The following is a 26,339-nucleotide window of genomic DNA, read 5'->3' as shown; positions in this document are numbered from 1 at the left end:
GTGTACCAGATGACGACTGTACGGTTGGAGAACACCGGGCATCGTGACGCCGGGTTCAAGTCCCTGGTCGTAGACCTGACGGGCGGCACGGTTTCGGTGGACGGCCGCCGTGTGATGACAGCCCAGGACGCGGTTCTGTGGCTGCGCAATGGCGGCGGCAAGTCGACTCTGCTCGCCTTGATCTTCAGCCTTCTCCTGCCCCACAAGCTCGACTTCATCGGGCGTGCCGAGGGCAAGTCGCTGGCAGACTATGTGCCTGGCAACCAGGTCTCCCACGTGATCATCGAATGGGGGGACTCCAGTCATCCGGAGGCCGGTCCCGTGCTGGTGACCGGCGGCGTGTATCAGTGGCAGGGCGGGCAGCGCCCTGCGGACGTGGCCGCGAACTGGGAGCGGCTCGAGCGGCGCTGGTACATCTTCCGGCCGCTCGTCGGTGTCCTGGCCATGGGGACTCTCCCGGTCCGCAACACGGAGGGGCAGCTCAGTCTCACCTCCTACGTCAAGGCGCTCGAGACTGCGGGCAAAGCGCACCGGCGCCTGAATCTGGTCGTGTCCTCGGACCAGTACACGTGGGCGGAGCAGCTGGGGAACAGCGGTCTGGACCCTGAGCTGTTCAGGGTCCAGCGGGACATGAACAAAGACGAGGGCGGTATCACCAGCCTGTTCGCGTTCAAGACGTGTGAGGACTTCTCGGATTTCCTCATCGACATGGTCGTCGATGAGGCGGTGCCGGAGGCGGCGCGGTCGTCGCTCGCCAAGCATGCTGACAAGCTCGCCCTGCGGCCGGACCGGGAGCTGGAGGGGCGGTTTTTGGCAGAGGCCGTCCTGAGGCTGCGGCCGGTGCAGAAGGCGACGGCCGGCCTGGCCGGGGCGCAGGGTGCTCTGGGCCGGCAGGTGGCGCTCGCACGCAGAGCGGGTGAGCACGTTCGGGGGCGGGGCGGGCAGCTTGAGCGCGAGGCCGGGGAGCTGGCCGGGAGTGCTGCCGAGGCCGGAAGGGAGGCGGAGGCCGCGGTCGCTCGGGGCGAAGAGCTGGAGCGGGAGGTGGCGGGTCTGGACGAGGCGGTCTGCCGGGCCCGTGTCGCCGAGCGGGCGCAGGCGGAGGAGCAGTGCCGTCAGGCGGCTGCGGACGCGAAGGCGCACAGCGCCGGGTGGAAGCAGGTGCTGCGGGTCCTGGAGCTGTCGGAGCACGAGGAAGAGCTGCGGGAGGTGAACGAGATGCTGGAGGAGCTCAGCGCCGAGCAGGCTCCTTTGCGGGAGGCGATGGAAGCCGCCGGTGCCCGGCTGTTCACCAGGCTCACCGGTGAGCTGGAGCACCTGGGCATGGAGGCGCCGCGTCTGCGGGCGGTTCAGGCGGAAGCGGAGGCTGAAGCACAGCAGGCCGACGATGCCCGGATGGCCGCTGTGGAGGCAAAGGGAGATGCCCGGCGTTGGGCCGAGGCCGCGCAGGCGAGGTCCGAGGAGATCGATCGGTCGATCACCGCGGCGCGCGAGGAAGGTCTGCTGCGTGGGGCTGAGAGCGTGCAGCAGGCCATGGAGCGGGCCGCCGGGGAGGAGATGGTGGCCCAGGAGGAGCAGCGCGGTGCCGAAGCGCAGCGCGAGAGGGCCCGGGTGCGGCGTAGTGAACTTGTCGCCGAGCGCGGGAGGTGCGAGAAGAGCCTCGGTGAGGTCCAGCGCCGGCATGAGGAGGTGTGGGACGAGCTGAGCGCGGCTTACCGGGAGCAGGACGCGCTGCGGGCGGAGCCGCGGCTGGGAGAGCTGGCCGGGGTGCAGGGTCAGGGCCTGGACCTGGCGGCGGTCGGTGCGGAGCTGGTGGACCTTCTGGAGGGACAGGTCGAGGCTGCGGATGCGGCAGCGGCCGGCGAGCGGGCCCAGGCACTGGAGGACCGGCGTATCTGTGAGGCTCTGGAGCGGGACGGGTTTTGTCCCGCTCCGCAGGAGGTGGAGGAAGCTGTCGCCGCTCTGCAGGCCGCCGGGGTCAGCGGTGCGATGTCGGGTCTGCAGTTCCTGCGCGATACCGTGCCCGCCCACCGGCACGACGATGTCCTGGCCGCGGCTCCCCACCTCATCGGCGGTGTGGTGGTCTGCGATCCAGTTCCCGAGACCGATCTGGCGGCTGTGGTGCGGCGTGCGGGGCTGTTGTCCTGTGGTGTGGTCGCCGTGGGCACGCAGGAGCAGGTCACGGTCCTGGGCGGGAGCGAGGCCAGGTTCACGGTGATGCCCGTCCATCCGGCCGTGCTCGACGCCGACGCCGCAGACAGGGAACTGGAGCGGCTCAACAGCCGGCTGGAAGCGCTCGATGGCCGGCTGAGGGCACTTGCCGGGCAGCGTGAGAAGGACCGGGCTCTGGCCGCACGGCTGCGCGCACACCTGAGTGCCTTCTCGCCGGAAGCGCAGGCAGCGCTGGAGCAGCGGCTCGGTCACCTCGATGAGGAGGTGACCGAACTGACCGCGAAGGCACGGGACCTCCAGGCACAGGCTGGGGCCGTCGAGGACGAGGACCGGCGTGCCACCGCCCGGATCGACACGAGCGCCAGGACACTGGCTGCTCTCGCCACGCTGATGCCCCGCCTGCGGTCGCTGGCCGCCGATTTCGATGCGCTGCCCGGCTTGGTGGAGACAGTGCGGCAGGCACGGGGCACCGAACGCGAGCAGCAGGCGCGCCTCGAGGAGCTGGCGTTGCTCTATCAGGATGCGCAGCGGCGTGCGACGGCGGCTGCCGACCGTGCGAAGGAGTGTGAGCGGGCCATCGTGCGGCGCAACGGGGAGGTGCAGCAGCTGCGCAGCGTTCTGCCTGAGGACCTTGTGGAGCGGGCCGCACGAGCGGAGCAGCTGTCCGCGAGTCTGAGGGCTCTTGGCGAACGGTGGACGCAGGCCCGGCAGGACTGGGAGAACGGCATCAGTGACAAGGCTCTGCAGGAGCGGCGGGCCGCCGAGCAGAAGCAGGTGGCCCGTTTGAACCGGGAGCTCGACAGGGACCCCGGGATCCGGCGGCTCGCGCACGTCCTGGCCGAGAAGGCGGACGGGGCTGACAGTGAGCGTCTTCAGGAGCAGATCGGCGCTGCCGAGGCCGCGGAGGCAGCTGCGGTGGAGGCCGCGAGTGAGGCCACTGTGTTGCACCGCCAGGCCCGTGAGGCGCACTGGTGTGCTCGTGAGGCCGGGGAGAGGTTCGTTCTGGCTCTGGTGCCTTTGTCTGTCGGTTGTGTCGAGGAGGGCGAGCACAGGCTTCAGAAGGTGAAGGTAGATCTGCAGCAGGCGCGGGAGACCGAGCGGTACTGCCGTCTGCAGGAGACGGCTCTGGGCAGGAAGGCGGACAAGGCAGCGAGCGATGCCAGGCTGCTGGCTCAGATCGTGAGCATGCTCAGCTCCGCCGCGGACCGCCATGAGGACGTTGCCGCCGAGGCCGGCGCCGGCGAGGAGCCGGCCGAGGATCTCACTGATGCTGTCCTGCTGGAGAGCCACGGTCTGTCTGCCACCACGGCGATGGGTCTGCAGCCTGCGGACGCGGAGCGCGTGTGCGGGGACATCACCGCGGCGGTGGAACATGCCGGCCGTGAGCATGCGGTAGCGCTGAAAGCTCTCGACAGGGCGGTGCGGGCGGTGGAGCGCCTGGCACAGGACCCTCAGTACCTCCAGGTCGTGGACGGCAAGGTGAGGGCACGGCTGGAGCAGGCCTTGTCCCAGCCCCGGCGTCTGGCCGAGCTCCTGGAAGACATTGAGGAACGGGAACGGGAGGTCACCGCACTGCTGGAGGAGATGGCCGGGGACCAGGCCATGGTGGTGGGCAGCTGTACGACCTTGGTCGAGTCGGTTCTGGACGATCTGAAGGAGGTCGCCCGGCATTCTCAGCTGCCCCAGGGGCTGGGGAGCTGGTCGGGGCAGCATTTCCTGTCCTTCGAGGTGCGTCACTGGCCGCGTGAGGAGGAACTGGAGCGCCGGTTGGGCAAGGAGATCGACAGTGTGGTCGCCGCGTTGCCGGCCGGAACGGGCGGGAGGGCGAGTGCGCTGCCTGAAGGCATGGCGCTGGCCAAGCGTCTGGTGCTGGCGGCTCTCGGCGGGCGGGGAAACATCGTCGCCAAGATCATCAAGCCGGCCCAGAACCTCGACGCGGTCGAGCGGGAGTCCGTGACCGGGATCCGCAGGTTCAGCGGCGGAGAAAAGCTGACCGTGTCCGTCCTGCTGTACTGCACGCTGGCCCGGATGCGGGCCGCCAAACGCGACCGTCGTATTCCCGGCGGGATCGGCACACTGATCATGGACAACCCGTTCGGCAAAGCCAACTACGGGCCGTTCATCGCGCTGCAGCGTCGCGTCGCCACAGCGCAGGGCATCCAACTGGTGTACGCGACGGGCATCAATGATCTGCCGGTGCTGGGGCGGTTCCCGCTCATCATCCGGCTGCGCAACGGCCTCGATCTGCGGACTCGGCGCAGGTACGTGCAGGTCACCGAGCGCTATGGCGATGCGGTGGCGAGGGCGGCGGAGCAGGCAGGTGGCGAGGGTATCGCCGCGGCGCGTCTGCTGCGCCGCAGCGGTACCGAACGGGGCGGAACGGAACCCGACTCCGAGGCCGGGGAAGCGGTATGACCGCGGCCGACCACATGGCCGGGTTTCTGGCCCGGCAGTCCCGCCAGCGTGTCGACTTTGACGCGCTGGCGGGCGCCGCCGATCAAGGGGACTCCAGCCTGCCCTGCTCCCCCGGCCGGCGTCAGGTGCTCGCCGACGCCGCCCACGAGCTGGTGAGACGCGGCCTGGCCCGGTTGCCCGCCGGGCAGAACGGATGGGACTACTCCGCGCACCCGCCGCTGCCCCTATGGGTCAAACGTCCCTCTCTCCCCCGCACCACGCGCACCAGGCCGGGGCCGCGAGCGTGGGTGCCACAGCTGTCCGGGCTCGCGGCGGTGCAGCTGACGCCCGGTGACCATGTGCTTCTGGATCCGGTCAACGCGCTGCTGCGCGACCGGCCGGACGCCGAGGTCGTGCCGGTGGCCGAGCGGTCCTACGAGCTGTACGGCGACGAGAAGTACCTCCACGGCATCGAGCGCCACCGTCTGGTCACCCGCGGGATCCTCGACGTCACCGTGCATCTGCGGGCGCGACCGGCGTCTGCCCCGCTGGCCATGTACGAGCTCGGACCGGCGCCGTGGATGCTCATCGTGGAGAACAGCGCGGCGTTCACCAGTCTGCGCGAGGTCCTGGGCGGTTGGCCTGACCGCGATCAGGTCGGATGGCTCGGGTACGGAGCGGGTGACCAGCTGATCGCCTCGCTGCCCACCGCCGTCGATGCGTTTCGCGAACGGGACCATCCCGTGGACCGGCTCCTGCTGTATGCCGACCTGGATCTCGACGGGCTCGAATGCGCCCGGCAGGCTGATGTGAGGGGACGTAGGGCGGGCTTGCCCGCCCTGTTGCCCGCTGTCGGTCTCTACCGGGCGCTGCTGACCCGAACCGCCCGTGTGGTACCGACGGTACCGGCGGCTCGGCTCCGCGAGGCTGTGTCGTGGCTTCCGCTGGACATGGCCTCAGAGGTCTTCGACCTGTTGGCCTGCGGAAGAGTGCTGCGTCAGGAGGCTCTCCCGCTGCCCGTACTGCGTGCTCGTCTCGACCCAGCAGTCCCTTTGCTGGCCCAGCTGTGACGGCAGGGGCAGAGAGCGTGCCTCCTCCAGCAGCTGACCTTCTGGGTCAGTGCGCGATGCCGTCGATCAGCTCGCGTGCGCCCTGCCGCAGGAGCGCCACGGCGACCGAGGTGCCGAGGGTGGCTGGGTCCAGGCGGCCGGCCCACTCGTGCGCATGGAGCATGGCCTTGCCGTCCGGCGAGAAAACGGACGCTCTCAGCGACAGCTCTCCACTGGCCCCGGCCCGGGCGAACCCGGCGATCGGGCTGTTGCAGTGTCCCTGGAGGACGTGGAGGAACATCCGCTCGGCGTGTGTCTCGCGGAACGTGTCGTGATGGCCCAGGTCGCTGATCAGGTCGATGAGATCGGTGTCGCCCTCGCGGCACTGAAGGGCCAGGACGCCCGCGCCGATCGGCGGCATCATCGTCTCGGTCGACAGGATCTCGGTGATCACGTCCGTACGGTCGATCCGTTCCAGGCCGGCGACGGCCAGGAGCAGCGCGTCAGTTTCGCCTGCGGCCAGTTTCTCCAGGCGGCGGTTCGCGTTGCCGCGCATCGGGACGCAGTCCAGGTGCGGGTGAGAGGCGGCGAGCTGGGCGATCCGGCGGACGGAGGAGGTGCCGATCCGGGTGCCGGCGGGCAGCTCGTCCAGGGTGAGACCGCCTGGGTGGATCAGGGCGTCGCGGATGTCGTCGCGCTTAAGGAAGGCCGCGAAGACGGTTCCGGCCGGAAGTGGCCGGTCGGCCGGGACGTCCTTGACGCAGTGGACCGCGAGGTCGGCCTCGCCGGCGAGGAGCGCAGCGTCGACCTCCTTGGTGAAGGCACCCTTGCCCTCCACCTTCGCCAGGTCGCCCATCCACTTGTCGCCGGTGGTCTTCACTGGCAGGACGGTCGTCTTCACGTCCGGGTGGAGCGTGGCCAGCTCGGTGCGGACACGCTCCACCTGGGCGAGTGCCATGGGCGAATCGCGGGACACGATGCGAATCAGATCACTGGGCATGAGGGCACGATAGACCCTCAGATCCTGGCGGCGACCACCAGCCCGGAGGCCCAGTTCATCGGCGTGGCATGCCGGTTGGGCACGTCGGGCAGTCGTTCGAGGAAGCTGTCAACCCGGGGCTGGTGGTCGTCCGGCCACGTGGCCTGGGGCAGCATGTCGTCCACGACGTACAGGGCGCCGGGCTTGAGCAGCGCCAGGAGGTCCGGCAGCCGGAGGTACTTCCCGGGCCGGCAGTCGACGTACGCGAAGTCGAACAACCCGGATGCCTGGCTGAGCCAGTCGTCCGCGTCCGCGTGGACGAACTCGATGCGGGAGTCGCTGCCCAGGTGCCGGCGAGCGATGGCCTGGACCGACGCGTCGGCCTCCACGGTGACGAGGCTGGCCCCGGCGGTCATCCCGGAGGTCAGCCACGCGGCGCCAGCCCCGACGCCAGTCCCGAGCTCCAGGAAACGGCCGTCCGGTTTGGACGCGGCAAGGGTGGCCAGGAGGCTCCCGGTGCGGTCCACGCAGGACATGGCGAACGAGGCGTGCGTGGCGGCCGCGAGGATCGCGTCGAGCTGCGCCGGGCGCCGGTATGGCTCGTCACGCACGGCCGGCCTCCAGGTACTCGGCGACGGTCTCTGCGGCGAAGGTGAGGATCTGGTCGGCGCCGGCCCGTACGAGCATGGCCAGGTACTCGGCCGTCCCGGCCGTGCCGAGGGCCTGCATCGCGGCCCACTCGCCGGAGGTGGAGTAGGCGACGATCGGCACCTTCTGGTCGTCGCGCAACCGTACGAGGACATCCCCGGTCGTCATGACGGGCTGGAGGGTGAGAGAGTCCGCGCCTTCGGCGATCCAGCGGCGGGCCTGGAGGAGGGTGTCCTGCTGCGCGCGACCGGGTTCGAGCTGGAGGCCGCGGCGGTGCCCCGAGCGGGGGTCGGTCTGCATGAGTGTCTTGAACGGCCCGTACAAGGACGTGTGGATGGCGAGGTTGGGGTTCACGCCGACGTCGCGGTGTCCCTCTGCGTCGAGCGCCTGGCGCACGGCCTGGATCGAGCCGTCGAGCATGGCCGTCGGAGAGACGCAGTCGGCGCCGGCCTCGGCGTGCATCACGGCCATGGTGCCCATGAGCCGGTAGGTGCCTTCGAGGTCGATCTCGCCGGAGTTGGTGCGGAGCACGCACTGGCCGTGGTCCGTCCAGGAGCAGCCGCACACCTCCGTCGTGACAGCCGTCGCCGGTGTCGCCTTCTTCACGGCGTGGATGGTGCGGATCATGCGGTTGTCCGGGGCGGTGGCGCCGGAGGCGTACCCGTCGCGGTCGTGTCCGAAGGCGAACACCTTGACGCCGCGGATGCCGAGGTCGGCCCACCGGGCCGTGGTCGCCGGGATGCCGGAGAGCGGGACTGCTCCAGGCAGGGCGCCCGCACTGCCCGCGCCCTCGGGCAGGGACAGCAGGGGCGCGCTGAGGTCGGCGGCCGTCAGCGGCGGGCGGCTGTAAAGGGCGCGGAGGACATCGCGCGCCCGGGAGGGGTTGATGCCATCAGGGGTCGGCGCAGAGCGCTCGGAGAGGATGGTCATGGCGGAAGTACATGCCGACGATGCGTCGTGAAAACAGCACTCGCTGGGGATCCCCATGGAGGGGAACACGCGCCACGAGCCGTGCACTGCCCAGGGGTTGCTGCGGAGTGATCTAGTGGTGGGAAGGCCTCGTAGCTAGGCTCCGATCATGAGCGACTACGTGCAGGTATCGACCGCCACGGAGACCGAGGAGCAGGCCATCGCGCTCGCGGGTGGCGCTGTTCAGAAGCGGCTCGCCGCTGGTGCGCAGATCGCCGCTGTGAAGTCCGTGTTCTGGCACCTTGGCGAGTACGGCACTGGTGAGGAGTGGCAGATCGTCCTCAAGACCACGGCCGAGCGGTACCCCGAGCTGGAAACGTACCTCCTGGAGGCGCACCCCTGGGACAACCCCGAGGTGTGCGCGGTCCCGATCACGCTCGGGGCCGAACGGTGCAAGGAGTGGATCCGGGACTCGGTTACCGGGCGGCAGGGCTAGGGATCAGCGAGCTCCAGGACCTCACGGACCTCCGCGACCTCGCCGTACGGACGCAGCCGGGCGAGTACGACGTCGATCCGCTGCCGGGGCCGGATCGACGCGACCCCCGTAGCCAGTTCGAGCGCCCGGCCCGTGGTCACGGCAGCCTCCTCGACCTCTCCGGCCGTGAGGTACGCCTCCGCCAGCCAGGAAAGGTAAAGAGCCTTGTCGCGTGCGTGCTCATCCGGGAATGCGGCAAGCGCGGCGGACAGCACCGGTACGGAGCGAAGGGGGCGCTGAAGCTCCGTCCAGCAGCGGCCCGTCATGATGTCCAGCTCCTGGTGATCGACCCACGCGGACCAGTGCGGTTGCAGCTCGCCGTCCGGCGCCTCGTCCAGGGCCTTGCGCGCGGCGTGGAGTGCCTGGTCGGTGCCGATCGGCTGCTGGTCGACGGCGCAGGCCCACGCGAGACGTTCGTAGAGGAGGGCACGGACGCTCGACGGTGTGCGCTCGGTGGCCGTGGCGCAGGACTCCTCCGCGAAGGCAACGGCGGCGCGCCGGTCCTTCGTGAGCATCCCGTACGCCAGGAACGCGAGGGAGTTGCTGTGGAGGTCGCTGGCCTGTGCCTCCCGGGCATAGGCCCGGCTCTCCTGGTAGAGGGAGGCGGCGTCCCGGCCGCGGCCGCTGTCGAAGGCCGCCCAGCCTGCTTGCTGGGCCTGCTCCGCGAGGAGCGACGTCAGCCGCAGACGGGAGCCGTCCGAGAAAGAGCCGGTGCGCAGGAGGGCCTTCGTCCGCTGCATCTCGCCGAGGTAGACCCTGAACGTGTCCCCGCCGCCCAGGGTGTCGTCGAGTCGGCGGAGGCGCGCGGTGCGCTCGTGGAGGCGGTCGACGTACGAGTCGGTGACCCGGACGGGCGGCGGCTCCGACTGGTGGAGCGTAGGGAGGGTGACGGCCAGACCGCCGGCGACCTGGAGGACGGCACGGCGGTGCATAGAGGGTCCTGTCGTGCTCGGCGCAGGAGCGACGTCCGCCTCCCACGGCCGGGGAGCGAGACCGATCACGTGACCCGGGACGCGTAGGGCGTCCGCGATCTGCACGAACTTCTCGAAGGTCGTGACGCGTCCGGTTCCGCGTGCGAGCTGCCCGACGCGCTCGGGCTTGATGCCGCACTCGGCGGCGATCTTGGAGTAGTTGATGCCGGCCTTCTCGCGCACGATCCGGAAGACCTGCCCGAAGTCGTGGGCGCGCAGCGCGCGCAGTACGTCCTCGTCGGCGAGGAGATCCGGCGGTAGCGCCGTGGGGGGCTGGTAGATCACCGGTCTCTTCCTGCCTGCCTAAGCCTGCGCCCCGGGGCGATACAAGTGCATACCCGTGATGGGAATACCCCGCGTGCGGACGCGGGGCTTCACTCGGATTCCACCCTGTCGACAGGGCCCGGAGGCAATGTCCCCGCATGCAGGGCAAGAGGGCTGGTGAGGAGTCGCCGTCTTGACAGTATCCAACTGGACTGTGAATGCAGACCAGTTGTTTCAGCCTTTACGCATGGCCCCGATGGAGGTGCGTCCGGGCACCCTGATCAGGAGTTGACGCAAGCATGGTCGATGGCGCGTAGCAAGTCGATCTGGTCTGGGGTGAGGTTGTCGCCAGGGTTGCGCAGCCACTGACGATAGGTGCGGGTGTCACCGGCCTGGGCAGGTTTCTCGGCGCGGCTGTGCCGCAGGAGGGCCTGCTGGTAGTGGCGTTGCCAGACAAGGCTCCAGGGCGGGTTCCACCAGGGGTCGATCTCGAACAGGGTATCGAGGAGTTCGAGGAAGCCCTTCTGGTCGTCGGTGGTGGGGCCGGTGTCAGGGTCGAGTTTGCTGGCGCGCTGGCGCAGGTTGGCCAGGTCGCGGCCGAAGGCTCGGCCGTCGGGGGTGGTGTAGCCGGAGGAGACGGCGAGGCCGCCGGTTTCTTCGGCGCACTGGCGGGCGTAGGTGATCAGGAGTTGGCGGGTTTCGCTGCGGGGTTCCCAGACCATGCCGATCTCGTCGAGGAAGTCGTTCTGCCAGGCCTTGAGTTCGCCGTTGCGGCGTGCGGCACGTTGGGCGTCGAGCCAGGCGGGCAGTTCGAGGAGGCGGGGGTCGGTGCCCTGTCCGGGCAGGGTGCGGGGCGGGGCGAGGTGGCCGTGTTCGTTGTGGAAGTCGGCGGCGGCGGCGGCGCCGATGGCCCAGTCGGCGGTGACGCCGCTGGGGCGGGTGATGTGGAGCTTGATGACCTGGGCGACTTCGCGGGGGGTCAGGAGGATTCCGTCGGGGCCGACGATCTCCGGGGTGCCGGGGCTGCCGCTGAACGGCGGAGTGGCGGTCTGCTGCTCGGGCAGTTCCAGCACCGGCCCGCGGACCTCGCCGTCCTCGGACGGGCTGCCAGTGGCGGCGGTGGCGGCCTGGGGAGTGGGCTTGGGCTCGGCGAGCTGGGTGGTGGGCAGGCGGTCGCTGATGCGGCGGTCGTGGGCGCGCAGGGCGAGCAGGATGTCGTAGAGGGGCTTGTAGTAGCGGTAGTTGAGCAGGTCTTGGGGGTCTTCGTTGGGGGCGAGGTAGATGGGGACGAGGAGGGTGGCTTTCGAGCCGTCGGGGCGGGGGCGCAGGGCGCGGCCGAGGGCCTGGACGATGCCGACGACGTCAGTGCGGGGGGCGGCGAAGCAGACGTCGACGCTGGTGGAGTCCCATCCTTCGCTGAGGATTTTACAGTTGGCGACGAGGGTGAGGTGGCTGGGGCGGTCGTCGCCGGTCAGGGGCTGGGGGCCGGTGAGGTTGTCGAGGATGGGGATGCGGTCGGGGTGGTCCATGTGGACGGTGTCGGCGCGCAGTGTCGCGGGGACGAGCGGCACGTCCGGGTCGCCGTGGGGTCCGGGGGTGGTTTCACTGGTGAGGGCTGCGGCGGTCTCGAGGAAGGTGTCGGTGAAGGCCTGGGCGTCTTTGACGCGCTGGTGGAAGCTGATCCATTTGCTGGCTTTCCCGTTGCCGGCGGGGTAGCGGGCGGCGGTCTTGAGCAGGGCGGTGGACAGGCTGATCAGGGCGGCGGTGTCCTGGTCGGTGGCGTTGCGGGTGCGGCGCAGCTGGTGCTGCAGGCAGGGGTGTTCGACGACGACCATGGCGATGCGGTAGTCGCAGACCAGGCCTGCGGAGATCGCCTCGCTCAGTTCCATGCGGTAGACGACGGGGCCGTAGACGTCGGGGTCGTCCATGGAGACGGCGAGGTGGGGGCCATCGGTGCCGGGGCGGAGGGTTTCGGTGTAGGCGGGGTCGGATTCCCAGATGCGGGGGGTGGCGGTGTAGTAGAGGCGGCGGTGGGCGGGGACTTTGGTGTCGTCGTGGACGGCGGCCCATGCCTTGTTGATGCTGCCTGAGGTGCGGTGGGCTTCGTCCGCGACCAGCAGGTCCCACGCCTGGATGATGCCGGCGGTGTGGGCGGCGAGCAGGGCTCCTTGCCGGTCTTCGGCGTCGGTGAGGGAGGCGTAGGTGGCGAAGACGGTGTAGTGGTCCAGGCCGTCGAGGAGGGCGGCGAGTTCCGTGGGGTCGGTGGTCTGGGGGATGCCGGCCTCGTCGAGGTCGGGGCGGGGGCTGCACACTGCCAGCAGGGCGCCGTGGTGGTCGTTCTGTTCCTGCCAGACGCGGGCGGTCTGGGCGAGCAGGTCCAGGGTGGGGACCATGACGATGGTGCGCCTCACGTGGCGGCTGTGAGCGAGGTGTTCGGCAGTGCGGGCGGCCACCAGGGTTTTCCCGCAGCCGCAGGGCATGACGACGGTCGCGCGGCCGCCGCCGGTGACAGCGGTGACGGAGGCGTTCAGTGCGGTGCGCTGATCACGGCGCAGGGTGTGGCGGGTAGGGGGGCGCATCATCGGGCGGTCCTTCGTCCGGCGAACCGGGGTCAGAGTTCGAATTTGATGTGGACCAGGTCGCGGACTTCGACGTCCATACCGGTGCCGCGCAGGTCGAAGTAGGCCTCCCCCACGCCCTGGCCGACGATCTGCAGGGCCCGTTCCTCGTCGCCCGCGTCGCGGGCTGCCAGGAGCCGTTCGGTCTCCGAGGGGGTCAGGTCTTCGTTCAGGCGGCGTTCGCGGCCGTCTTCGCTGGTGCCCGCGGAGGGGCTGTAGAAGGTGAAGGTGGCGGTGATGTAGGCGCGCAGGCCCCGGCGGCGCATCTCATCGTCGGCCTGGCGGGCGAGGCGGGAGCGGAAGCGGGCCGCGACCTCACGGTGTAGCCGGTCGGCGAACTCGGGGGGTGGGTTGCGGCGCTGGCCGCGCAGGTAGCGGCGCACCGTTTCGGGGTGGACTCCGAGGAGCGCGGCAACCCGGGGGGTACTGCGGCCCAGGCGGCGGTGGAGGAAGGCTACCTGTGCCTGCGGGGACTTGGGCATCCCCTTCTGCGGAACGGCTGCGAGGCGGTCGCGTTCGAGGCGGTGGATGTCCCGCAGGGCGTCCAGGACGGGGGTGGCGGGCATTACTTGCCTTCCCATGCGGCGTCGGTGCGGCCATCCTTGACACGGCTGGCCGGGTTCTTGTCGAGTGCGGCGACCTGCAGGTACCACTCCATGGACTGCACACCCTCGGCCTTCACGTGGCCGGGGTTGGGGCCGATGGTGAATCCGCCCTTGTGGCCGGTGAGCCAGCCGATGTCCTCGGTGGGTGAGGCGAAGACGATGCAGTCGGTGTTGACGGCCAGGGGGCGGGCGCCGGTCGCGCGGGCGGTGTTGATGAGCTTGCGGTTCATCACCGCCCGGTAGCGGGCGAGGATGGCTGCGCGGTGGTCGGGGCGCCAGTCGGGCCGGTCCAGGGCCTTCCAGCGGGCGTGGGTGCCCTCAGCGCGGCGGCCGTAGTCCTGCGGGCCCTGCCGGTACTTGCCGATCGCACCCTTGATGGTCTGTTTGATCGCCTTGAGGACGAGGAGGTCGGTGACGTGCTCGGCTCGGAACGCCTCGTCGTGGTGCATGCGGTCCATCGCCTGCAGGAACTCCTGCGGGGACAAGGGGGTGCCGTCGTCGTGGCTGACCGCGCCCAGCGCGGTCATGGTCTCCATGTAGGCGGGGAGCAGGTGCTCGTACCAGCCCTTGAGGTAGGGGCCGTTGCCGAACGCCGGCACCGGGCCCGCGTCCGGGCGCCTGTCGTCGTAGCGGGCTGGGTGTGGGGCGATGCCCATCGCGGCCGCTTGTTTGTCGTTGGGCCGCAGGTAGGCCAGGGACGGGCGGGGGGTGTGGCCGAGTTCGGCGGCGAGGGCGAGGGTGTGGGTTTCGTACCAGGCCGGTCCGGTCGGGCGCGCCCCGTCCGGGGTGAAGGGGCTGGGCAGCAGGGGGTCGGTGTCGATGCCGGAGAGGTCCTCCAGCCAGATACCGGGGATCTTCTTGTCGAAGCGGGGCCGGTCGGCCTTGTAGGGGGCGCAGGTGCCCATGGGGGTGGAGTTGCAGGCGGCGAAGAACGCCATCATCGTGTCCAGGCCGACGACGAACGGCAGTTCGCGCTCCTCGTCGGTAGGTAGACGCCACCATTTGAGGGCCTCTTCCTGCAGGACCTGGCCAGGGTCCCGCTCGTCGCGGGCGGCGGCCAGCGGGTGGTCTTTGGTCGCCTCCGGCGGCGCGGGGTCCACCGGGAGGTGGAGGGATCCTTCCAGCCACTTGGAGCGGACCTTGCCGGTGCTCGCGTCTCGCCAGGCACGGGTGGACGGGCGCAGGGCGTTCATCAGTTCCTGGCCGGTTACGGCCGTGGAGCTGACGGGGGTCATGACGCGGTCGCTGTAGACGCGCAGGAAGCGGACCACCTCGGGCACCGTGGACGCCGGGCGCCTCGTCTCCGTGTCGACGGGCAGAGGCCAGCCGCCGGTGGTCAGGGCTCCCCAGGGCAGGATCGCCAGCTGTACGGAGCGCCGTCCGCGTTCGACGCGCTGGAAGAGGCGGACCCAGGCGGAGAACCACGGCTTGTTGCCGCGCTGGGGCATCTCCCATCCGTGCTCGGTCAACGCGGTGATGATCTGGTGGTCGACCGGAAGAGCCCTGCTCTCGCCTTCCTCGCGGTCGGGCAGCCCCAGCGCCGCGGCGGCCTCGGTGGTGAGCACGATCAGCGGGTCGCCGTCGCGGCCGCTCGGGTGCAGCCGGGGGGTGCCGAAGGGCCGGTCCGCGGCCCACGTGGCGAGTTCCCTGATGCTGGTGGCGGGGCAGGGGATGGTCTTGCCGCTGGCCAGGTGGGCACGGCGCTGGCCGTCGATGACGGCGAACGGCCCGTATTCGAAGCCCTTTCCGCCGGACTCCTCGTCCGGCACTGGTTCTCCGTGCTCCGTGAGCATGCCGTCGGCGGTCAGATCCTCCGATCCGGTGCTGCCGGAGGGTTCGGTGACTGGTTCGCTGTCGTCTTCGGCCGGCATAGCGGCACTGGTGGCGAGGACCGTGTCATGGGCGAGAGCGGTGGCCGTGGCAGCCTCGGTGACTGCCTGGGGCCAGCTCCCGGGCCGCTGGCCGTCCTCCCTCCGTGTGACCGTGTCGGACACAGCCACGTCCGCAGCAGTATGTGGTGGGAGCACCGGCGGAAGCATGCGGGTCTCCCCCGCAGCGTCGGGTGCCTCGTGTGGTGTAGGAGCGCCCGCAGTAGGTGCAGGCGAGGAGGCTTCGGTGATGGGGAACTCGGTGACAGGGGTGGTGTCCTCGCGCAGCAGTCGCTCGGCGATGTGTCCGGGCAGGGGCAGGAAGCGTGCCCGCGGGATGTCGGGTTCGACCGCCACCGATGCCAGGCGGCCCATCCCTCGTTCGGCGATGTCGATCCTGGCCGCTTGGCCCATGCGGGTCAGCGTCAGGGTGACGTCGGCGTCCAGCGCACCCAGCAGCCCGGGGTCGTCGCTGTCGATGACGGCCAGGACCGGCGCCTGGATCTGACGCGCCAGATGTGCGAGGCGGCGTGCGGCGCCGGGCAGCGCGTCTCCGGAGAGGGCGAGGTGTTCGTCGGGCAGGTGCTGCAGCCGGTCCACTACCACCAGGGCGAGCGGTCCGGCTCCCCAGTCCGTGGCGACTTCGCTGATCACGGTCGCGTCCAGGTCCCGGCCGTCATCGATGAGCAGGGTGTCCCTGCGCTCTCGCAGAGCTGCCTGTGCGAGGTGTGCGGCGGCCGCCTCCGGCTCGGGCAGGGTGCCCGAGCGCCACGCGTGGTAGCTGACGCCTGCGTGCGAGGCGATCACTCGGGCCACCACGTCGGTCTGCGACGGGCCCGAGGCGGCGTACAGGACGCTGCGGCCCTCGGTCAGTGCCGTGTGCCGGGCGGCGGCCACCGCGAGCAGGCTTCCGCCGGCGCCGGGGCGTGCTGCGATCAGGGTCAGGCGGCCGGGGCTGATGCCCTGTACGACCGCATCCAGCGCGGGCAGAGCGAACGACAGACTGGGCATGTCCCTGGCGGAACTCAGGACGTCTGCTGCTGCCGTCAGGGGGCGCTTGCCCTGCATGCGGGTGGGTGCGTGCGGGGCGGGGGGCGTGATGGGGCCGGGCAGCAGCACCGCCACCGGGCGGCCGTAGCGGGTCAGTACCTGGGGGGTGCCGTTCGCGGCGTCGCCCACCAGATCGCCGAGTTTGTTGCGTGCTTCGCTCACCGGGGTTTCCGCCCAGGCCTGGGGTGTGGCGGCCGTTGCGCTGAGCCAGTCCAGCGGCGCGAGGACCGCCAGCTCATCCTGGCGGGACAGAGTGACTGCATGGCCTTCCTTGGCCTGCCCCACCAGCTCGGACCACTCGCTGCGTGCCTGGTGGACGCCGACGGATCGAGCAGTGGGCGGCTCGCTTGATGCATTTGAAGTTTCAGGAACAGTCACGTCGGCCTCACCCGGGTCATTTTGCATCACACAGCATCAGAATCGTAATGCATGGAGAGAGACTGCGGACAACTCCCCTTTTTAGCAGCAAGTTGACCACAGGAGTTGATGGTACGAACCGTAATGGACGCTCTGGTGGCATCTCTGGCGGAGTCTGCCGTTCCGGGCTCTGGCGGGAGTCTGCGGCAAGCCGTCCGGAGTCCCGGTTCAGGAGATGCACGTGGCCGGTCCGCCGGCTCACTTCGTCGGTCTCCCAGGACGTCATCGAAAGCGTCGGGCCGAACAGTGACTCGCCAAGAACAGCGCCGGAGCCTTCCGTCCGGGCCCCGACGGGCACTGCGTGCCGTTTGCCCCGTCGTACGAGCCTGCTTCCCCGGACTCGCGCGACGGGGCAAACGGATCGGTTGATCCGTTACATTCCCGGCTGATCGGCATCCTCCGCGACCCGCACGTACCGTTGGTTCGGCACGTCGGCGTACCACACCGCCCCCTCCGCGTCGCCGCAGACGCAGATGCCGTCCGGCGCTGCGCCGTCCAGGCGCGCCCACCCCCGCCGCCCGGACAGGCCGCCGTCGGCTCCGACGGCGAACGTCACGAGTCCGCCACGGTGACCGTCGAGCTGTCCTGGGGGTTACCGCCGTCCCGTTGGGGAACACGAAGCCGCCCGCGACCTCGCGCACCGTCCCGTCCGCTGTGACCAGCGTGACCGAACCGGGCTGGAGCTCCTCCCCGGCCATCGGCCGGTTCATCTCCATAGACCCGATCCTCTCGACCATGTGGCCCAGCTGTGTGGGATGCGCCAATGAGCTTGCGCCCTGGTCGACTGCCGTCGACCAGGGCGTTCCCTTGGTGCTGTACTGCCCGTTCTTTGTTATGCAACGAACGGCTCGCATGACGATCCTGGTTTTCACCTGGGGTATTCATGGCCTCCCGTCTGGGTGGTCGTTAATCCAGCTCAGGCCGCCGATGTCGAGGTTCCTGCATGCGCGGGTGACGGCGACGTAGGCGAGGCGGGCTTCGCTGGAGTCGATGGGCCCTGGGATGGGACAGCCGTTGCTGTCCTGCTGGTCGGTGTCCTTGGGTGGGGGAAAGTCGTCGGCGATTTGCACGCGGGCCCATTCGCGGCCTTTGGCCTTGTGGGCGGTGGAGACGGTGACCTGGGCGTGCTCTTCCGTGGTGAGGTGGTCGACGGCGGTGAGGATGGCGTCGGTTCCGTGGGTGTCGACGAGGTCGACGAGGGGTTGCAGGTCACGGCCGGAGGGGTCGTGGGCGGCGTAGTCCTGGACAGTTCCCCAGGTAGGGAAAAGGACGAGTTCGGGGTGGCTGGTGCGGCGTCCGTCTCTGAGGTCGCGGGCAGCGAATGCGAGGGAGCGCAGGCTCCCTCCTCCCCCGACAAGAGCGACTCGGGTGCCGGCGGCGAGAAGGTTCATGACGTGTTTCATGGCGCCGACGTTGGTGCGGCACAGGATGGCGTCTGGGTGGGCGAGGGGACCGAGTTCGGTGGGCATTGTGTCGGTGCCGGTCAGGCGGATGGGGGCTTCGGCGATGGTGAGCCAGCGGTTGGCTTCGTCGGCGAGGGCGGGGCCGAAGCGGAAGGAGCGGGAGAGGGTCAGGTGGGTTCCGTCGAAGCCGGTCATGACGTCTTTGGCACCGCGCCACTGGTAGATGGCCTGGGCGGAGTCGCCGACGAGGACGAGTTGGGTGTGGTCGCGTTGGTTGTTGAAGATGTGCTCGACGACGGGATTGGTGTCCTGGGCTTCGTCGAGGAGGAGGAAGTCTGCGGGGATCCTGGGGTTGGTCAGTGACCACATTTTGAGGAAGTGGTCCGGGTCGAAGCGGACCGCGCCAGTGTCGGGGTTCTGCAGGTCGGCCCAGGCTTTGTTGGCATAGGGCAGGACGAGGTCGGCGAGTCCGCGGTGGTGTTCGGGGGTGTCGAGGCCGCGCAGCGGTGGAACGTGGCGGCGGGTGAGGGTGGTGTCCGCGGAGTGGCAGAAGCGGGTCACGGTCCGCAGGACGGTGTTGGACAGCGTGGTGGGCATGAGGGTGTGGCCGGCGATGCGGGTCGGTTTGGTGATGCCGAGGTCTTGTCCGGTTTTCCAGGCGGGTCGGCGGGGTGCGCCGAGGCGGTGTGCGTAGCGGTGGCCGAGTGCCGCGTAGGCGAGTGAGTGGGCGGTTTTGCAGGTGACTGTGGATGGGAAGCGGGTGGAAGCTTCCTGGGCGATGGCACGGTTGTAGGCGAGGTAGCGGCCGCGACGGCCAGTGCTGTGAGCGAGGAAGGCGAGGGTGGAGGTCTTTCCAGTGCCGGCGCCGGCCTGGAGGGCCATGTGGTCTCCGGCGTGGAAGCGGTCGGCTGCTTGGGTCTGTTCGTCGGTGGGCGTGAACAACGTGAGGGTGCTCCGGATCGGGTAGTGGCACTCGGGCAGGCAGGGGTCGGCGGCTGGTTGGTGGGGCGGTGCGGCTCAGCTGCGTCGTCGGCTGGCTGGTGGCAGCCGGGTGGCCAGGTGGGCGTGGTGCAGGAGCGGGTCGAGGGGCTCCCAGTCGGCGAGGGCGAGGTTGGGCGCGGCGCTGATGGTCGCGTGCGTGGGGCAGCGTTGTGTGCGCCAGCGGACCTGCTCGCTGTAGGTGAGGTGGCCGAGGTCGTAGACGGCGATGTCGGATACGGGCAGGGCGAGTTGTCGGGAGCCGCGGCGGTGTGGGGTGGCCGGCGTGAGGGTCCAGCGTCCGGGTGTGGTCCAGGGGGCGAGGACCGGGTTGGTGCAGCGAGTACGGCGTACGGTCTGGGCGACGCACTGGATGTCCTGGATGGGGGCACTGGCGATGTACCGGCCGTAGAGGAGCTGGACCACGGGGCGTGCCGGTGTGCACGGGTCATCCTGGTGGGGCTCCACTCGGGGATGGCGCCCTGGGATGAAAAGGCCGGCGTCGGTGAGGCGGCGGGTGTTGAGTGCGAGGCGTCGTCTGATGTCGCTCAGGGCGGGTGGAAGCGCGCTGGAGGTGGTGCGGGCCGGACACAGGGTGAGGTGTGCGAGGTGACACCAGGGGCTGCCGTCGCCTGCCGGGTGGGCGATCCCGGAGGCGAGGTGCCATCGGTGCGGCTCGGGAACGATGGCGGTCGGCAGTTCGAAGGGGTGGAGCGGGATGACCCGTCGGTCGCTGGTGGTGCGCCAGTTGATCGGGTTGCCGCAGCCGTGACAGTGGGCGGGCTGGGCGCTGCGGAGCAGTCGGCTGGGGCTGTCGTGAGCGACAGTCAGGGAGCGCAGGCGGCCATGGGTCTTGGGGGTACCGTCCCAGTCGCGACCCGTGGTGTGGGTGGAGTGCATGGGCGTGAAGCTTCCAGGTGACACGCTGGGAATGCAGTGTCTGGCGCCGCAGGTTCGCCCGACCAGCCCAAAAGTTGGGAACGCGCGCCCGATGGGTCGGGATTTCGTTCGAGGCGGGTGACCGGTTCGGGTGTTCCTGGACAGCAGGGGCTCGCGCTACCCGGCGGCGCCCGGAGGCTCGTGGTTCTCACATAGAGCGGCGAAGAGGCCAACGAAGGGGACACCGAAGGCGTGACCGAGGGCGTGCCAGGTGTCGAGTGATCCGATGGTGCGGCCTTGCTCGATTTCGATGAGTGTGCGCCTGGATTTGCCGGTCCGTTCGGCGAGGTCATCGTAGGACCAGCCGCGCTCGCCCCTCAGCTGCGCGAGCCGAAGGCGGAGCGCTTCGAAGTTCGGCTCGGGCGGCAAGATCGTCACCCGACCATCCGACGGCGCAGGCACCAGCTCTGTCAGTGCAGACCTCTGCCCTACTTGACGGGCCGAGGGGTGGCGGCTTGACGGGCCGAGGTGTGGCGGCGAAGGGCAGATGTCTGCACTACGGTGTGCGGCCGTCACCCCCGTCCCCGGCAAGGCCCCTCCAGCCCGAACGGGGCGGGGACGGAGAAGAGTCAAGGGAGCCGATGAGGCTGTGCAACATGCGCGCTTCCGTGCCGCGTACATGGGTAGTCGAATTGCGCCCTCTCCCCCAGGGGCCGCTCCTCGTCTGTCCCCAGTGCCCCTCGGGGTCGCGAGCACTGCAGGGACGGTCAGCTCGAGCCGTCGCCCTGGCTCATCTGGCGCAGCACGCCCGCGCCTGCCCCCTCCCCGAGCACCTGCGGACGTGCCAGTGTCATGAACGAGGCTGCCACTGGCATCCACGCCACCGTGGCTGCGCCGGCCCGGTCCTCCTGGTCCTCGCCCGCGGACACGGCGGTCGGCTGTGGCGGCTGACTGACGCATGCGCGGCCTGCGCACACGCCATGGCGGACGCCTCGGTCGTGCCGGAGACCAGGCTCGCGCGTCCTTCTCCGCTCCCCCGCCGCGTTTCGGCGCGTCATCGCCGGCCGCACGACGCCGATGCCAGTGCCCTGCTGGCCGGGCAGATGCTCAGTTATCTGGCCGCGTCCCTTCCTGTCCGCACCACGCCTGAGGCACGGCTCCTCGCTCTCCAGGCCGTTCTGCGCGCCGCTCTCTCCAGCGACGTCCGCCTGCGCAAAGGGCTCGTCCACGGCATGGGCCACGGCCCCATGGAGGAGGCATGGGACGAACTCGCCAGCAGCCGGTTCATCGCCCCTGGTCTTTCCGCCGACTCGCTCCTCACGGGCCGGCTCACCGACCCGGTGAGCGGCATGCCGGGCTCCACCGTTCGCCGACAGGCCGCCGACTGGGCTCTGCGCTCGGCGCGTCAGGCCCGTGCCCGCGGGCTCGGGCCGATGGGACAACTCCTGGCGGTGGGACTGCACGCGCTCACCGGTCCGCCTCGATGTGACGGCTCTGCCGACACCGGACACGTGGCTCGCCTCTGCGGGCTCACAGCGAGCGGACTGCTGCGAGAACTCGATGACCTTGTCGCGGCAGGGGCGCTGACACGCTGGGCGCCCGCCGACGCGGAAGAGGAGATCACCTGGAAACTGGGGTGAGCCGTTCCACTCACCTCTCACCGGGCAACGCAGGGTGCCGCGGCCGGGGTGCAGGCGGCGCGTACGGCACGTCGGGCAACGCAGCAGGTCGAGAGACAGATCGAGGGCAGGGGGAAGCGACACAGGCACGAGGCACTCCAGGCAAGGGGGTGAGGGGAAGAGACCGTGCCTGCACGCGCACCCAGAACGGCCTGCCCGCGTCTGGGAATGCGGCTACGCCGTCGACGACATGGAGGACGAACTCGGCATCCGCTGTGTGGCCCCCGCATTCGCCCACAGCGGGGCCGTCGTCATCGCGATCAGCGTCTCCGGCCCTGCCTTCCGAGTGACGCCTGAACATCTCGCGGAGATATCGGAAGCCGTTCATCGAAACGGCCCAGTCCTTCGCCGACCGCCTGGGCGGAATCGCTCCGCCATCGCGGTAGGGGGCGCCGATATCAGATGTCCGCGAAAGGCCTGCTGTGGACCTCAGCGAGGTTCATGCCGCCGCGGTAACCGCCACTGGATTGAGGAACACCACGGAGACGGCCTTCCCGTCCTCGGTGCCCTGAACAAACCAGCGCTCCGCAAGAGCTTCGACTAGAGCGTGTCTCCTTGATCTGCTCGTCGGTTGATCGGATGTGTCTGTCCGGTGGGTGATCACTGATGCGATGTGGGACCGGATCGAGCCGTTGATGCCGGCCGATCCGGTCCGTGGTCGGCGATGGGCCGACCATCGTCGAACTCTGGAGGCCATCGCGTGGAAGTACCGCACTGGCTCGCCCTGGCGGGACCTGCCGGACGAGCTGGGGTCATTCCAGACCGCTCATAGACGGCTGATCAGATGGGCCATGGACGGCACCTGGGAACGGATCCTCGCGGCGCTCCTGGCAGCGGCCGACGCCAGTGACGACATCGGCTGGACCGTGTCGGTGGACTCCACCGTCTGCCGGGCCCACCAGCACGCCGCCGGAGCCAGGAAGAAGGGGCTCCGGATCGGGCTGAGTAGGTGTTTTTCTACCTGCTTCACAGATCGGGGAAGGTCGGCAGGGGCTGGGTGCGAGGTCCGGCGATGGCGTGGTCTTGTCTGTGGCTGTCGCGCTTCTGCTTCTCAGTTGGTTTCTGGTGTGGCGTGGGCGAAGTCGTAGGGGGCCCAGTCGGTGATCCGGCGGTATCCGAGGCGTTGGTAGAGGGCGTTGCTGGTGGGGTTGCCCGCGTCGGTGAAGAGCACGACCTCTGTGGCGCCTGCGGCGCGGGCGGCCCGGCTCACCTCTGCGGTGACGGCGGCTGCGTAGCCGCGTCCGCGGAGGTGGGCGGGGGTGTAGACGGGGTCCACCCGGACCATGCCGGCGATCATCGGGTTCACGCCTGCCATGGAGACGGGCGTGCCGTCGGGGGTCTGCCAGAAGGTGTAGGTCTTCTCGGCGAAGCGGGTGCTGGCCCAGGAGGCGGCGTTGATGGTGACGGTCTCACCGAGGTCTGTGGCGAGCCCCCGGCACCAGCGCATGAGGTGGCCGTGATCCCGCTCGCCCACGGGGCGGCTGTGGCCGTCCGGGTGCGGGTTGGGAGGGGTGAGGGTGTCGAGGCGGTAGAGGTGCATCCGGACGCGGAGCGTGTGCGTCGCGCCGGTGTGCCGCTGCCAGGCTTCGGCGAATGCGGTGGCGGTGTCGTGGTCCGCGGTGACGCCGGCGAGGGTGTGGCCGAGGCCGGTCAGATGGACGGCGAGGGTGTCGGCCCGCTCGGGGGAGAGCGGGGTGAGGGTCAGCCGGCGGCTCGGCGGGCGGTAGAAGATCGCTTGGGTCTCGCCCGCCGACTCCAGTCGGCCGAAGAGGACGGCTCCCGGGATGAACGCCCCCGGTTGGGTCCGCCACTTTTCCAGTGTCGTGAGCGGCGTGTTGTGAAGAGCGGGGCGCGAGCGGAGAAAGTCTCCGGCGCAGGTGAGGAAGTCGTCGATGTCTTCGGAGAGGTGCCAGGCATCCGGAAGCATGGTTCATGATCCCGGATGTACTGGACTCGGTGCAGCACTTCGCTCGGAGACGCACCGTCGCGACGACTGCACCGATGACTTTCAGTCACGTGACGCTCAGCTGCTCTTGATCAGGCACGAGTTTTCTTCGCCCACTGGCTCGTTCGGGGGCTTTTGCGGGTGAGGCGCCTGGTCATCATGGTGATGAGTGCCCAGTTCAGGTGTGCCTCGGAGTGCTGGGGCAGACGTTCGTAGTCGCGTGCGTTGCGGCGGGCGTTCATGCACCAGCCGATCGTGCGCTCGACTTTCCAGCGGCGGGGCAGGACGACGAAGCCCTTGGTGCCCTTGGGGCGGGAGACGATGCGCAGGGTGAGCCAGAGGCGTTCGCGGGCCCAGTCCACGAGTTCGCCTGCGTAGCCGCGGTCGGCCCAGACCTGGGTGATTTGCGGCTGGGTGAGGCGCAGGCGCCAGAGGACGTCGCGGGCGGCGTCGCGGTCCTGGATGTCGGCGGGCGTCACCGTGATCATCACGGGCAGGCCGAGCGTGTCCACGGTGATATGTCGCTTGCGCCCGTTGATCTTTTTCGCGGCGTCGTAGCCGCGGCTGTTGCGGCCGACGGTGGAGGCGCCTTTGACCGACTGGGAGTCGACGATCAGGGTCACCGGGTGTGGGCAGCGGCCCTTGCCGGTACGGATCCGGCGGCGGAGCTGGTCACGGATGTAGGTGATGACCCCCGCCCGGTTCCATCGCCAGAAGAACCCGTAGACCGTCTCCCACGGGGGAAAGTCCGCAGGCAGGGCCCTCCACTTCGCGCCGTTGTCGACGATGTAGCGGATGCCGTCGACGATCTCCCGCCGCGGCCACTTCTCCGGGTGCCCGCCTCTCTTGGTCTGACAGGCCGGGACCGGCAACAGGGGTTCCAGGAGGGCCCATTCGGCAACGGAGGTGTCGGACGGGTAGCGGCGGCGACGGGAGGCAGCGGGCATGGCGGACTCGGCAGGAGGTGATCGACGGTGGACGGGGCTATTTGGAGAGCTGAGCAAGGGTGGCGCGGACACCGGTGAGCTGGGCGGTGGCGAGCTGGGCCCATTCGTCGTCGGGGTAACGGGCCAGGTGCGGATCGAGCGTGCCCGTGATCACCCGGGTGAGCCGGCCGAGGATCTGCCGGAACTGCCGCTTGTCGTACTCGATCCAGTCCGCGGGATCGTCAGAGAACATGAAACCGTCCCGGCGCGTCCAGGTGATCGGCGTCAGGTTCTCCGCGGCGACGACATCACGGACGTGCCGAATGCCCCGGCCGACCTGCGAGCGGGTCAGGCGGGTGGCGGCCATGAGCTGGTAGGTGTGCAGACCAGCGGGGCGTGCTTCCATCAGGGCGACGCGGACCAGGTCGCCGTAGTGCTCGGCAAGGGGCCGGGCCTCCCGGCGTCGCGGCATGGTCTACTCGCCTTTGAGGAGCTGCACGAGCTGCTCGTCCAGGGTGAACTCGCCGTTGTCGAGAGCGCCTTCGAGCCAGTCCGCCGCAGCACGGACCCGGCCGATCTGCCGGCGCACGGTCTCGCGCTCGTCCTCGGTGAACTCCTGCCCGCGCAGCTGCGGGACCAGACGGCCCAGGGTGGCCACGAAACCGTGGCAGGAACCGACCAGATCGAGGTACTCGATGGTGTGCTCGATCGCGCGGACTGCCGGGGTGCGCTCCCGGATCCGCTCGCGCGTCTCGTTCGAGTTGTCGAACTGTGCGCGGTTGACGAGCATCCGAGCGGTGTCGTCCCGCATCGCCGTCCGGGCCACGGCCGGGCGTCGCAGCAGTCCCGTGGTCACCTCCTGAGCGACCGTGTCGTCCCTGGTCAGCTCCGAGACAACTCGCACCCGCTCGGCGGGGGTGACGTGCTCGGTCACCGCCGGCCGCTTCAGCAGATCGGTGGCGACCTGTGCGGCGACCTCGTCGTCCCGGGTCAGGTCGGCGACGGCCTGGACCTTTTCGTCCACCGTGACCGGCCGGTCGACCCGCTGGCCGACGACCCGCTTCGCGCCGTCCGGCGTCCACTGCCTCGCGCCGGTGCGCGGGTTGAACGGCGCGTCTTCAAACGCCGCCCACCGTTCGTCCTCGTCGACCACCGACGCCAGGATGCGGTGGACCGTGAACGACACGCCCTCCTTGCGGCGCTCCCTCGGCCATCGGTTGGCGGTGTAACGCCAGTCCTCCACCGTCCGCCGCTCGACACCGATGTCGTCCGCGAATATCTGCAACGACTCCGTCACGGTGAACAAGTCGTCCGTGCCGTTCGGCATGGACCCGCCCACCGACCTCATCGGCTCGATCTCCAGCGCCATATCACCCAGGGCGAACTGTGCCCTCGCGACCTGCGCGATCAGCTCCTTCGCCTGGGTGACGAGGTGTTCGTAACGCTGCCGGGTGACGTTCCCGATCCGGTCGGCCACGTCGGTCATGATGACCACCGCCCTCGCCCGGGCCCGGCCCGGTCACCACGACGTGACCGGTTAAAGGGGCGCCGGCCCCGGTCACCGTCCACCGTGACGCGGGCGCGACACGCCGGGGCAGAGCGTGAACCGGGGGCGCTCGAAGCAACAGTCAGACGCCTCGAACTCTCCTGCTAAACAGCAGGTGTTCAAGATGTTCGCGAGGCGTTCGGCTACGGCGTTTCCGTAACACCGTTCCGCGACGCCCGCCGCTGACGGCAGGCCCGCACCCGGCAACGGTCCGAGCAGTACACCGCCGCCCTCGACCGCTCTACCCCCACCGTCCACGACCTGCCACAAACCGGGCACTCCGCCTGCTCGCTCTGCTGCATCGCGATGACTCTCTGCCGGGTCTGCTGAAGCCTCCTCCATCGCCGTGACCTGCACCGACCCGAGCAGAACACCGCCTCCGCCGCCATCGTCTGCGGCAGCGGATCACCGCACTCTCGGCAGTACCGCCGAGCTGTCCCGTCAGCCCCCACAATCCAGATCATCCAGCCGTACACACCTCACGGCCAGGGATCACAAACACCTACT

At 69.7% G+C, this 26,339-nt stretch carries 20 protein-coding genes and 2 pseudogenes; 6 read left to right on the top strand and 16 right to left on the bottom strand.

Annotated features, from left to right (window positions below; all coding sequences use genetic code 11):
* Entirely contained in the window at window positions 1–4,584 is a 4,584-nt protein-coding gene (locus tag ABZ842_RS36745) for a hypothetical protein (protein ID WP_361547445.1), read from the top strand.
* The gene (locus ABZ842_RS36740) at window positions 4,581–5,633 is read left to right on the top strand and encodes a hypothetical protein (protein ID WP_361547442.1); all 1,053 of its coding nucleotides are present in this window, start codon (window positions 4,581–4,583) and stop codon (window positions 5,631–5,633) included. Before ABZ842_RS36745 ends, ABZ842_RS36740 begins: the two co-directional genes overlap by 4 nt.
* A gap of 46 nt (window positions 5,634–5,679) precedes the next feature.
* Here ABZ842_RS36740 and hemC read toward each other — a convergent pair whose 3' ends face one another.
* From hemC to ABZ842_RS36725, 3 genes are read right to left on the bottom strand one after another with little or no spacing between them, the layout of a single operon-like run.
* Window positions 5,680–6,612, bottom strand: coding sequence for a hydroxymethylbilane synthase (gene hemC / locus ABZ842_RS36735; RefSeq protein WP_361547439.1), 933 nt, complete (start codon window positions 6,610–6,612; stop codon window positions 5,680–5,682).
* 17 nt (window positions 6,613–6,629) lie between these two features.
* Complete coding sequence (locus ABZ842_RS36730; RefSeq protein WP_361547436.1) at window positions 6,630–7,202, bottom strand: class I SAM-dependent methyltransferase; 573 nt, start codon at window positions 7,200–7,202, stop codon at window positions 6,630–6,632.
* Entirely contained in the window at window positions 7,195–8,169 is a 975-nt protein-coding gene (locus ABZ842_RS36725) for a hypothetical protein (protein WP_361547433.1), read from the bottom strand. The genes ABZ842_RS36730 and ABZ842_RS36725 overlap by 8 nt, the downstream gene beginning before the upstream one ends.
* Window positions 8,170–8,317: 148 nt before the next feature.
* On the opposite strand from ABZ842_RS36725, the gene cutA reads away from it, so the two are divergent.
* Window positions 8,318–8,644, top strand: a complete 327-nt coding sequence (gene cutA / locus ABZ842_RS36720) for a divalent-cation tolerance protein CutA (protein WP_361547430.1) — start codon at window positions 8,318–8,320, stop codon at window positions 8,642–8,644.
* On the opposite strand, the gene ABZ842_RS36715 is transcribed toward cutA, so the two are convergent.
* The 8 genes from ABZ842_RS36715 to ABZ842_RS36680 form a co-directional block, all read right to left on the bottom strand.
* Window positions 8,641–9,939 (bottom strand): helix-turn-helix transcriptional regulator, encoded by a 1,299-nt coding sequence (locus tag ABZ842_RS36715; RefSeq protein ID WP_361547427.1) that lies wholly within the window; start codon window positions 9,937–9,939, stop codon window positions 8,641–8,643. The two genes, cutA and ABZ842_RS36715, sit on opposite strands and share 4 nt — an antisense overlap.
* A gap of 260 nt (window positions 9,940–10,199) precedes the next feature.
* The gene (locus ABZ842_RS36710; RefSeq protein ID WP_361547424.1) at window positions 10,200–12,500 is read right to left on the bottom strand and encodes a DEAD/DEAH box helicase family protein; all 2,301 of its coding nucleotides are present in this window, start codon (window positions 12,498–12,500) and stop codon (window positions 10,200–10,202) included.
* Between the two features lie 29 nt (window positions 12,501–12,529).
* Window positions 12,530–13,117 (bottom strand): hypothetical protein, encoded by a 588-nt coding sequence (locus ABZ842_RS36705; RefSeq protein ID WP_361547421.1) that lies wholly within the window; start codon window positions 13,115–13,117, stop codon window positions 12,530–12,532.
* On the bottom strand, window positions 13,102–16,221 hold the full coding sequence (locus ABZ842_RS36700) for a type II toxin-antitoxin system prevent-host-death family antitoxin (protein ID WP_361547418.1): 3,120 nt from the start codon (window positions 16,219–16,221) through the stop codon (window positions 13,102–13,104). The genes ABZ842_RS36705 and ABZ842_RS36700 overlap by 16 nt, the downstream gene beginning before the upstream one ends.
* Before the next feature lie 628 nt (window positions 16,222–16,849).
* On the bottom strand, window positions 16,850–17,032 hold the full coding sequence (locus tag ABZ842_RS36695; RefSeq protein WP_361547415.1) for a hypothetical protein: 183 nt from the start codon (window positions 17,030–17,032) through the stop codon (window positions 16,850–16,852).
* 325 nt (window positions 17,033–17,357) lie between these two features.
* Window positions 17,358–18,761: a UvrD-helicase domain-containing protein gene (locus ABZ842_RS36690; protein WP_361547469.1), complete on the bottom strand. Its 1,404-nt coding sequence runs from the start codon at window positions 18,759–18,761 to the stop codon at window positions 17,358–17,360.
* A gap of 135 nt (window positions 18,762–18,896) precedes the next feature.
* Window positions 18,897–19,757: a DUF6083 domain-containing protein gene (locus tag ABZ842_RS36685; RefSeq protein WP_361547412.1), complete on the bottom strand. Its 861-nt coding sequence runs from the start codon at window positions 19,755–19,757 to the stop codon at window positions 18,897–18,899.
* Window positions 19,758–19,913: 156 nt separating this feature from the next.
* A complete protein-coding gene (locus ABZ842_RS36680; RefSeq protein WP_361547409.1) occupies window positions 19,914–20,174 on the bottom strand; it encodes a helix-turn-helix transcriptional regulator in 261 nt (86 codons plus the stop codon).
* A 542-nt stretch (window positions 20,175–20,716) separates the two neighbouring features.
* Here ABZ842_RS36680 and ABZ842_RS36675 point away from each other — a divergent pair.
* On the top strand, window positions 20,717–21,376 hold the full coding sequence (locus ABZ842_RS36675; protein ID WP_361547472.1) for a hypothetical protein: 660 nt from the start codon (window positions 20,717–20,719) through the stop codon (window positions 21,374–21,376).
* A gap of 21 nt (window positions 21,377–21,397) precedes the next feature.
* Here the strand turns inward: ABZ842_RS36675 and ABZ842_RS36670 are convergent.
* Window positions 21,398–21,505 (bottom strand): annotated as a pseudogene (locus ABZ842_RS36670) (methyltransferase type 11); the annotation flags it as partial.
* A 40-nt stretch (window positions 21,506–21,545) separates the two neighbouring features.
* Here ABZ842_RS36670 and ABZ842_RS36665 point away from each other — a divergent pair.
* Together ABZ842_RS36665 and ABZ842_RS36660 are read left to right on the top strand one after the other, a co-directional pair.
* Window positions 21,546–21,959 (top strand): IclR family transcriptional regulator C-terminal domain-containing protein, encoded by a 414-nt coding sequence (locus ABZ842_RS36665; protein WP_361547466.1) that lies wholly within the window; start codon window positions 21,546–21,548, stop codon window positions 21,957–21,959.
* A 37-nt stretch (window positions 21,960–21,996) separates the two neighbouring features.
* Window positions 21,997–22,344 (top strand): annotated as a pseudogene (locus tag ABZ842_RS36660) (IS5 family transposase); the annotation flags it as partial.
* A gap of 122 nt (window positions 22,345–22,466) precedes the next feature.
* On the opposite strand, the gene ABZ842_RS36655 reads toward ABZ842_RS36660, so the two are convergent.
* From ABZ842_RS36655 to ABZ842_RS36640, 4 genes are all read right to left on the bottom strand, one after another.
* Window positions 22,467–23,342 carry a GNAT family N-acetyltransferase gene (locus ABZ842_RS36655; protein ID WP_361547406.1) on the bottom strand — a complete coding sequence of 292 codons (876 nt, stop codon included), beginning with the start codon at window positions 23,340–23,342 and terminating at the stop codon, window positions 22,467–22,469.
* Between the two features lie 110 nt (window positions 23,343–23,452).
* Window positions 23,453–24,307: an IS5 family transposase gene (locus ABZ842_RS36650; RefSeq protein WP_361547404.1), complete on the bottom strand. Its 855-nt coding sequence runs from the start codon at window positions 24,305–24,307 to the stop codon at window positions 23,453–23,455.
* 37 nt (window positions 24,308–24,344) lie between these two features.
* Window positions 24,345–24,758 (bottom strand): hypothetical protein, encoded by a 414-nt coding sequence (locus ABZ842_RS36645; RefSeq protein ID WP_229882432.1) that lies wholly within the window; start codon window positions 24,756–24,758, stop codon window positions 24,345–24,347.
* 3 nt (window positions 24,759–24,761) lie between these two features.
* The gene (locus tag ABZ842_RS36640) at window positions 24,762–25,772 is read right to left on the bottom strand and encodes a DUF6192 family protein (protein ID WP_361547400.1); all 1,011 of its coding nucleotides are present in this window, start codon (window positions 25,770–25,772) and stop codon (window positions 24,762–24,764) included.
* Window positions 25,773–26,339 lie beyond the last annotated feature (567 nt).

The organism is Streptomyces sp. NPDC047315, assembly GCF_040643215.1.
GTDB lineage: Bacteria > Actinomycetota > Actinomycetes > Streptomycetales > Streptomycetaceae > Streptomyces.
The sequence above is the reverse complement of the archived record's forward strand: the minus strand, read 5'-3'. Positions and strand labels throughout refer to the sequence as shown.

What these genes read in the sequence shown, in the direction of transcription:
- ABZ842_RS36655 (WP_361547406.1), bottom strand. Translation starts at nt 23,342, where the DNA reads ATGCTTCCGGATGCCTGGCACCTCTCCGAAGACATCGACGACTTCCTC.
- ABZ842_RS36740 (WP_361547442.1), top strand. Translation starts at nt 4,581, where the DNA reads ATGACCGCGGCCGACCACATGGCCGGGTTTCTGGCCCGGCAGTCCCGC.
- ABZ842_RS36640 (WP_361547400.1), bottom strand. Translation starts at nt 25,772, where the DNA reads ATGACCGACGTGGCCGACCGGATCGGGAACGTCACCCGGCAGCGTTAC.
- ABZ842_RS36645 (WP_229882432.1), bottom strand. Translation starts at nt 24,758, where the DNA reads ATGCCGCGACGCCGGGAGGCCCGGCCCCTTGCCGAGCACTACGGCGAC.
- ABZ842_RS36690 (WP_361547469.1), bottom strand. Translation starts at nt 18,761, where the DNA reads ATGGCCCTCCAGGCCGGCGCCGGCACTGGAAAGACCTCCACCCTCGCC.
- ABZ842_RS36710 (WP_361547424.1), bottom strand. Translation starts at nt 12,500, where the DNA reads ATGATGCGCCCCCCTACCCGCCACACCCTGCGCCGTGATCAGCGCACC.
- hemC (WP_361547439.1), bottom strand. Translation starts at nt 6,612, where the DNA reads ATGCCCAGTGATCTGATTCGCATCGTGTCCCGCGATTCGCCCATGGCA.
- ABZ842_RS36650 (WP_361547404.1), bottom strand. Translation starts at nt 24,307, where the DNA reads ATGCCCGCTGCCTCCCGTCGCCGCCGCTACCCGTCCGACACCTCCGTT.
- ABZ842_RS36685 (WP_361547412.1), bottom strand. Translation starts at nt 19,757, where the DNA reads ATGCACTCCACCCACACCACGGGTCGCGACTGGGACGGTACCCCCAAG.
- ABZ842_RS36705 (WP_361547421.1), bottom strand. Translation starts at nt 13,117, where the DNA reads ATGGGAAGGCAAGTAATGCCCGCCACCCCCGTCCTGGACGCCCTGCGG.
- cutA (WP_361547430.1), top strand. Translation starts at nt 8,318, where the DNA reads ATGAGCGACTACGTGCAGGTATCGACCGCCACGGAGACCGAGGAGCAG.
- ABZ842_RS36725 (WP_361547433.1), bottom strand. Translation starts at nt 8,169, where the DNA reads ATGACCATCCTCTCCGAGCGCTCTGCGCCGACCCCTGATGGCATCAAC.
- ABZ842_RS36675 (WP_361547472.1), top strand. Translation starts at nt 20,717, where the DNA reads ATGGCGGACGCCTCGGTCGTGCCGGAGACCAGGCTCGCGCGTCCTTCT.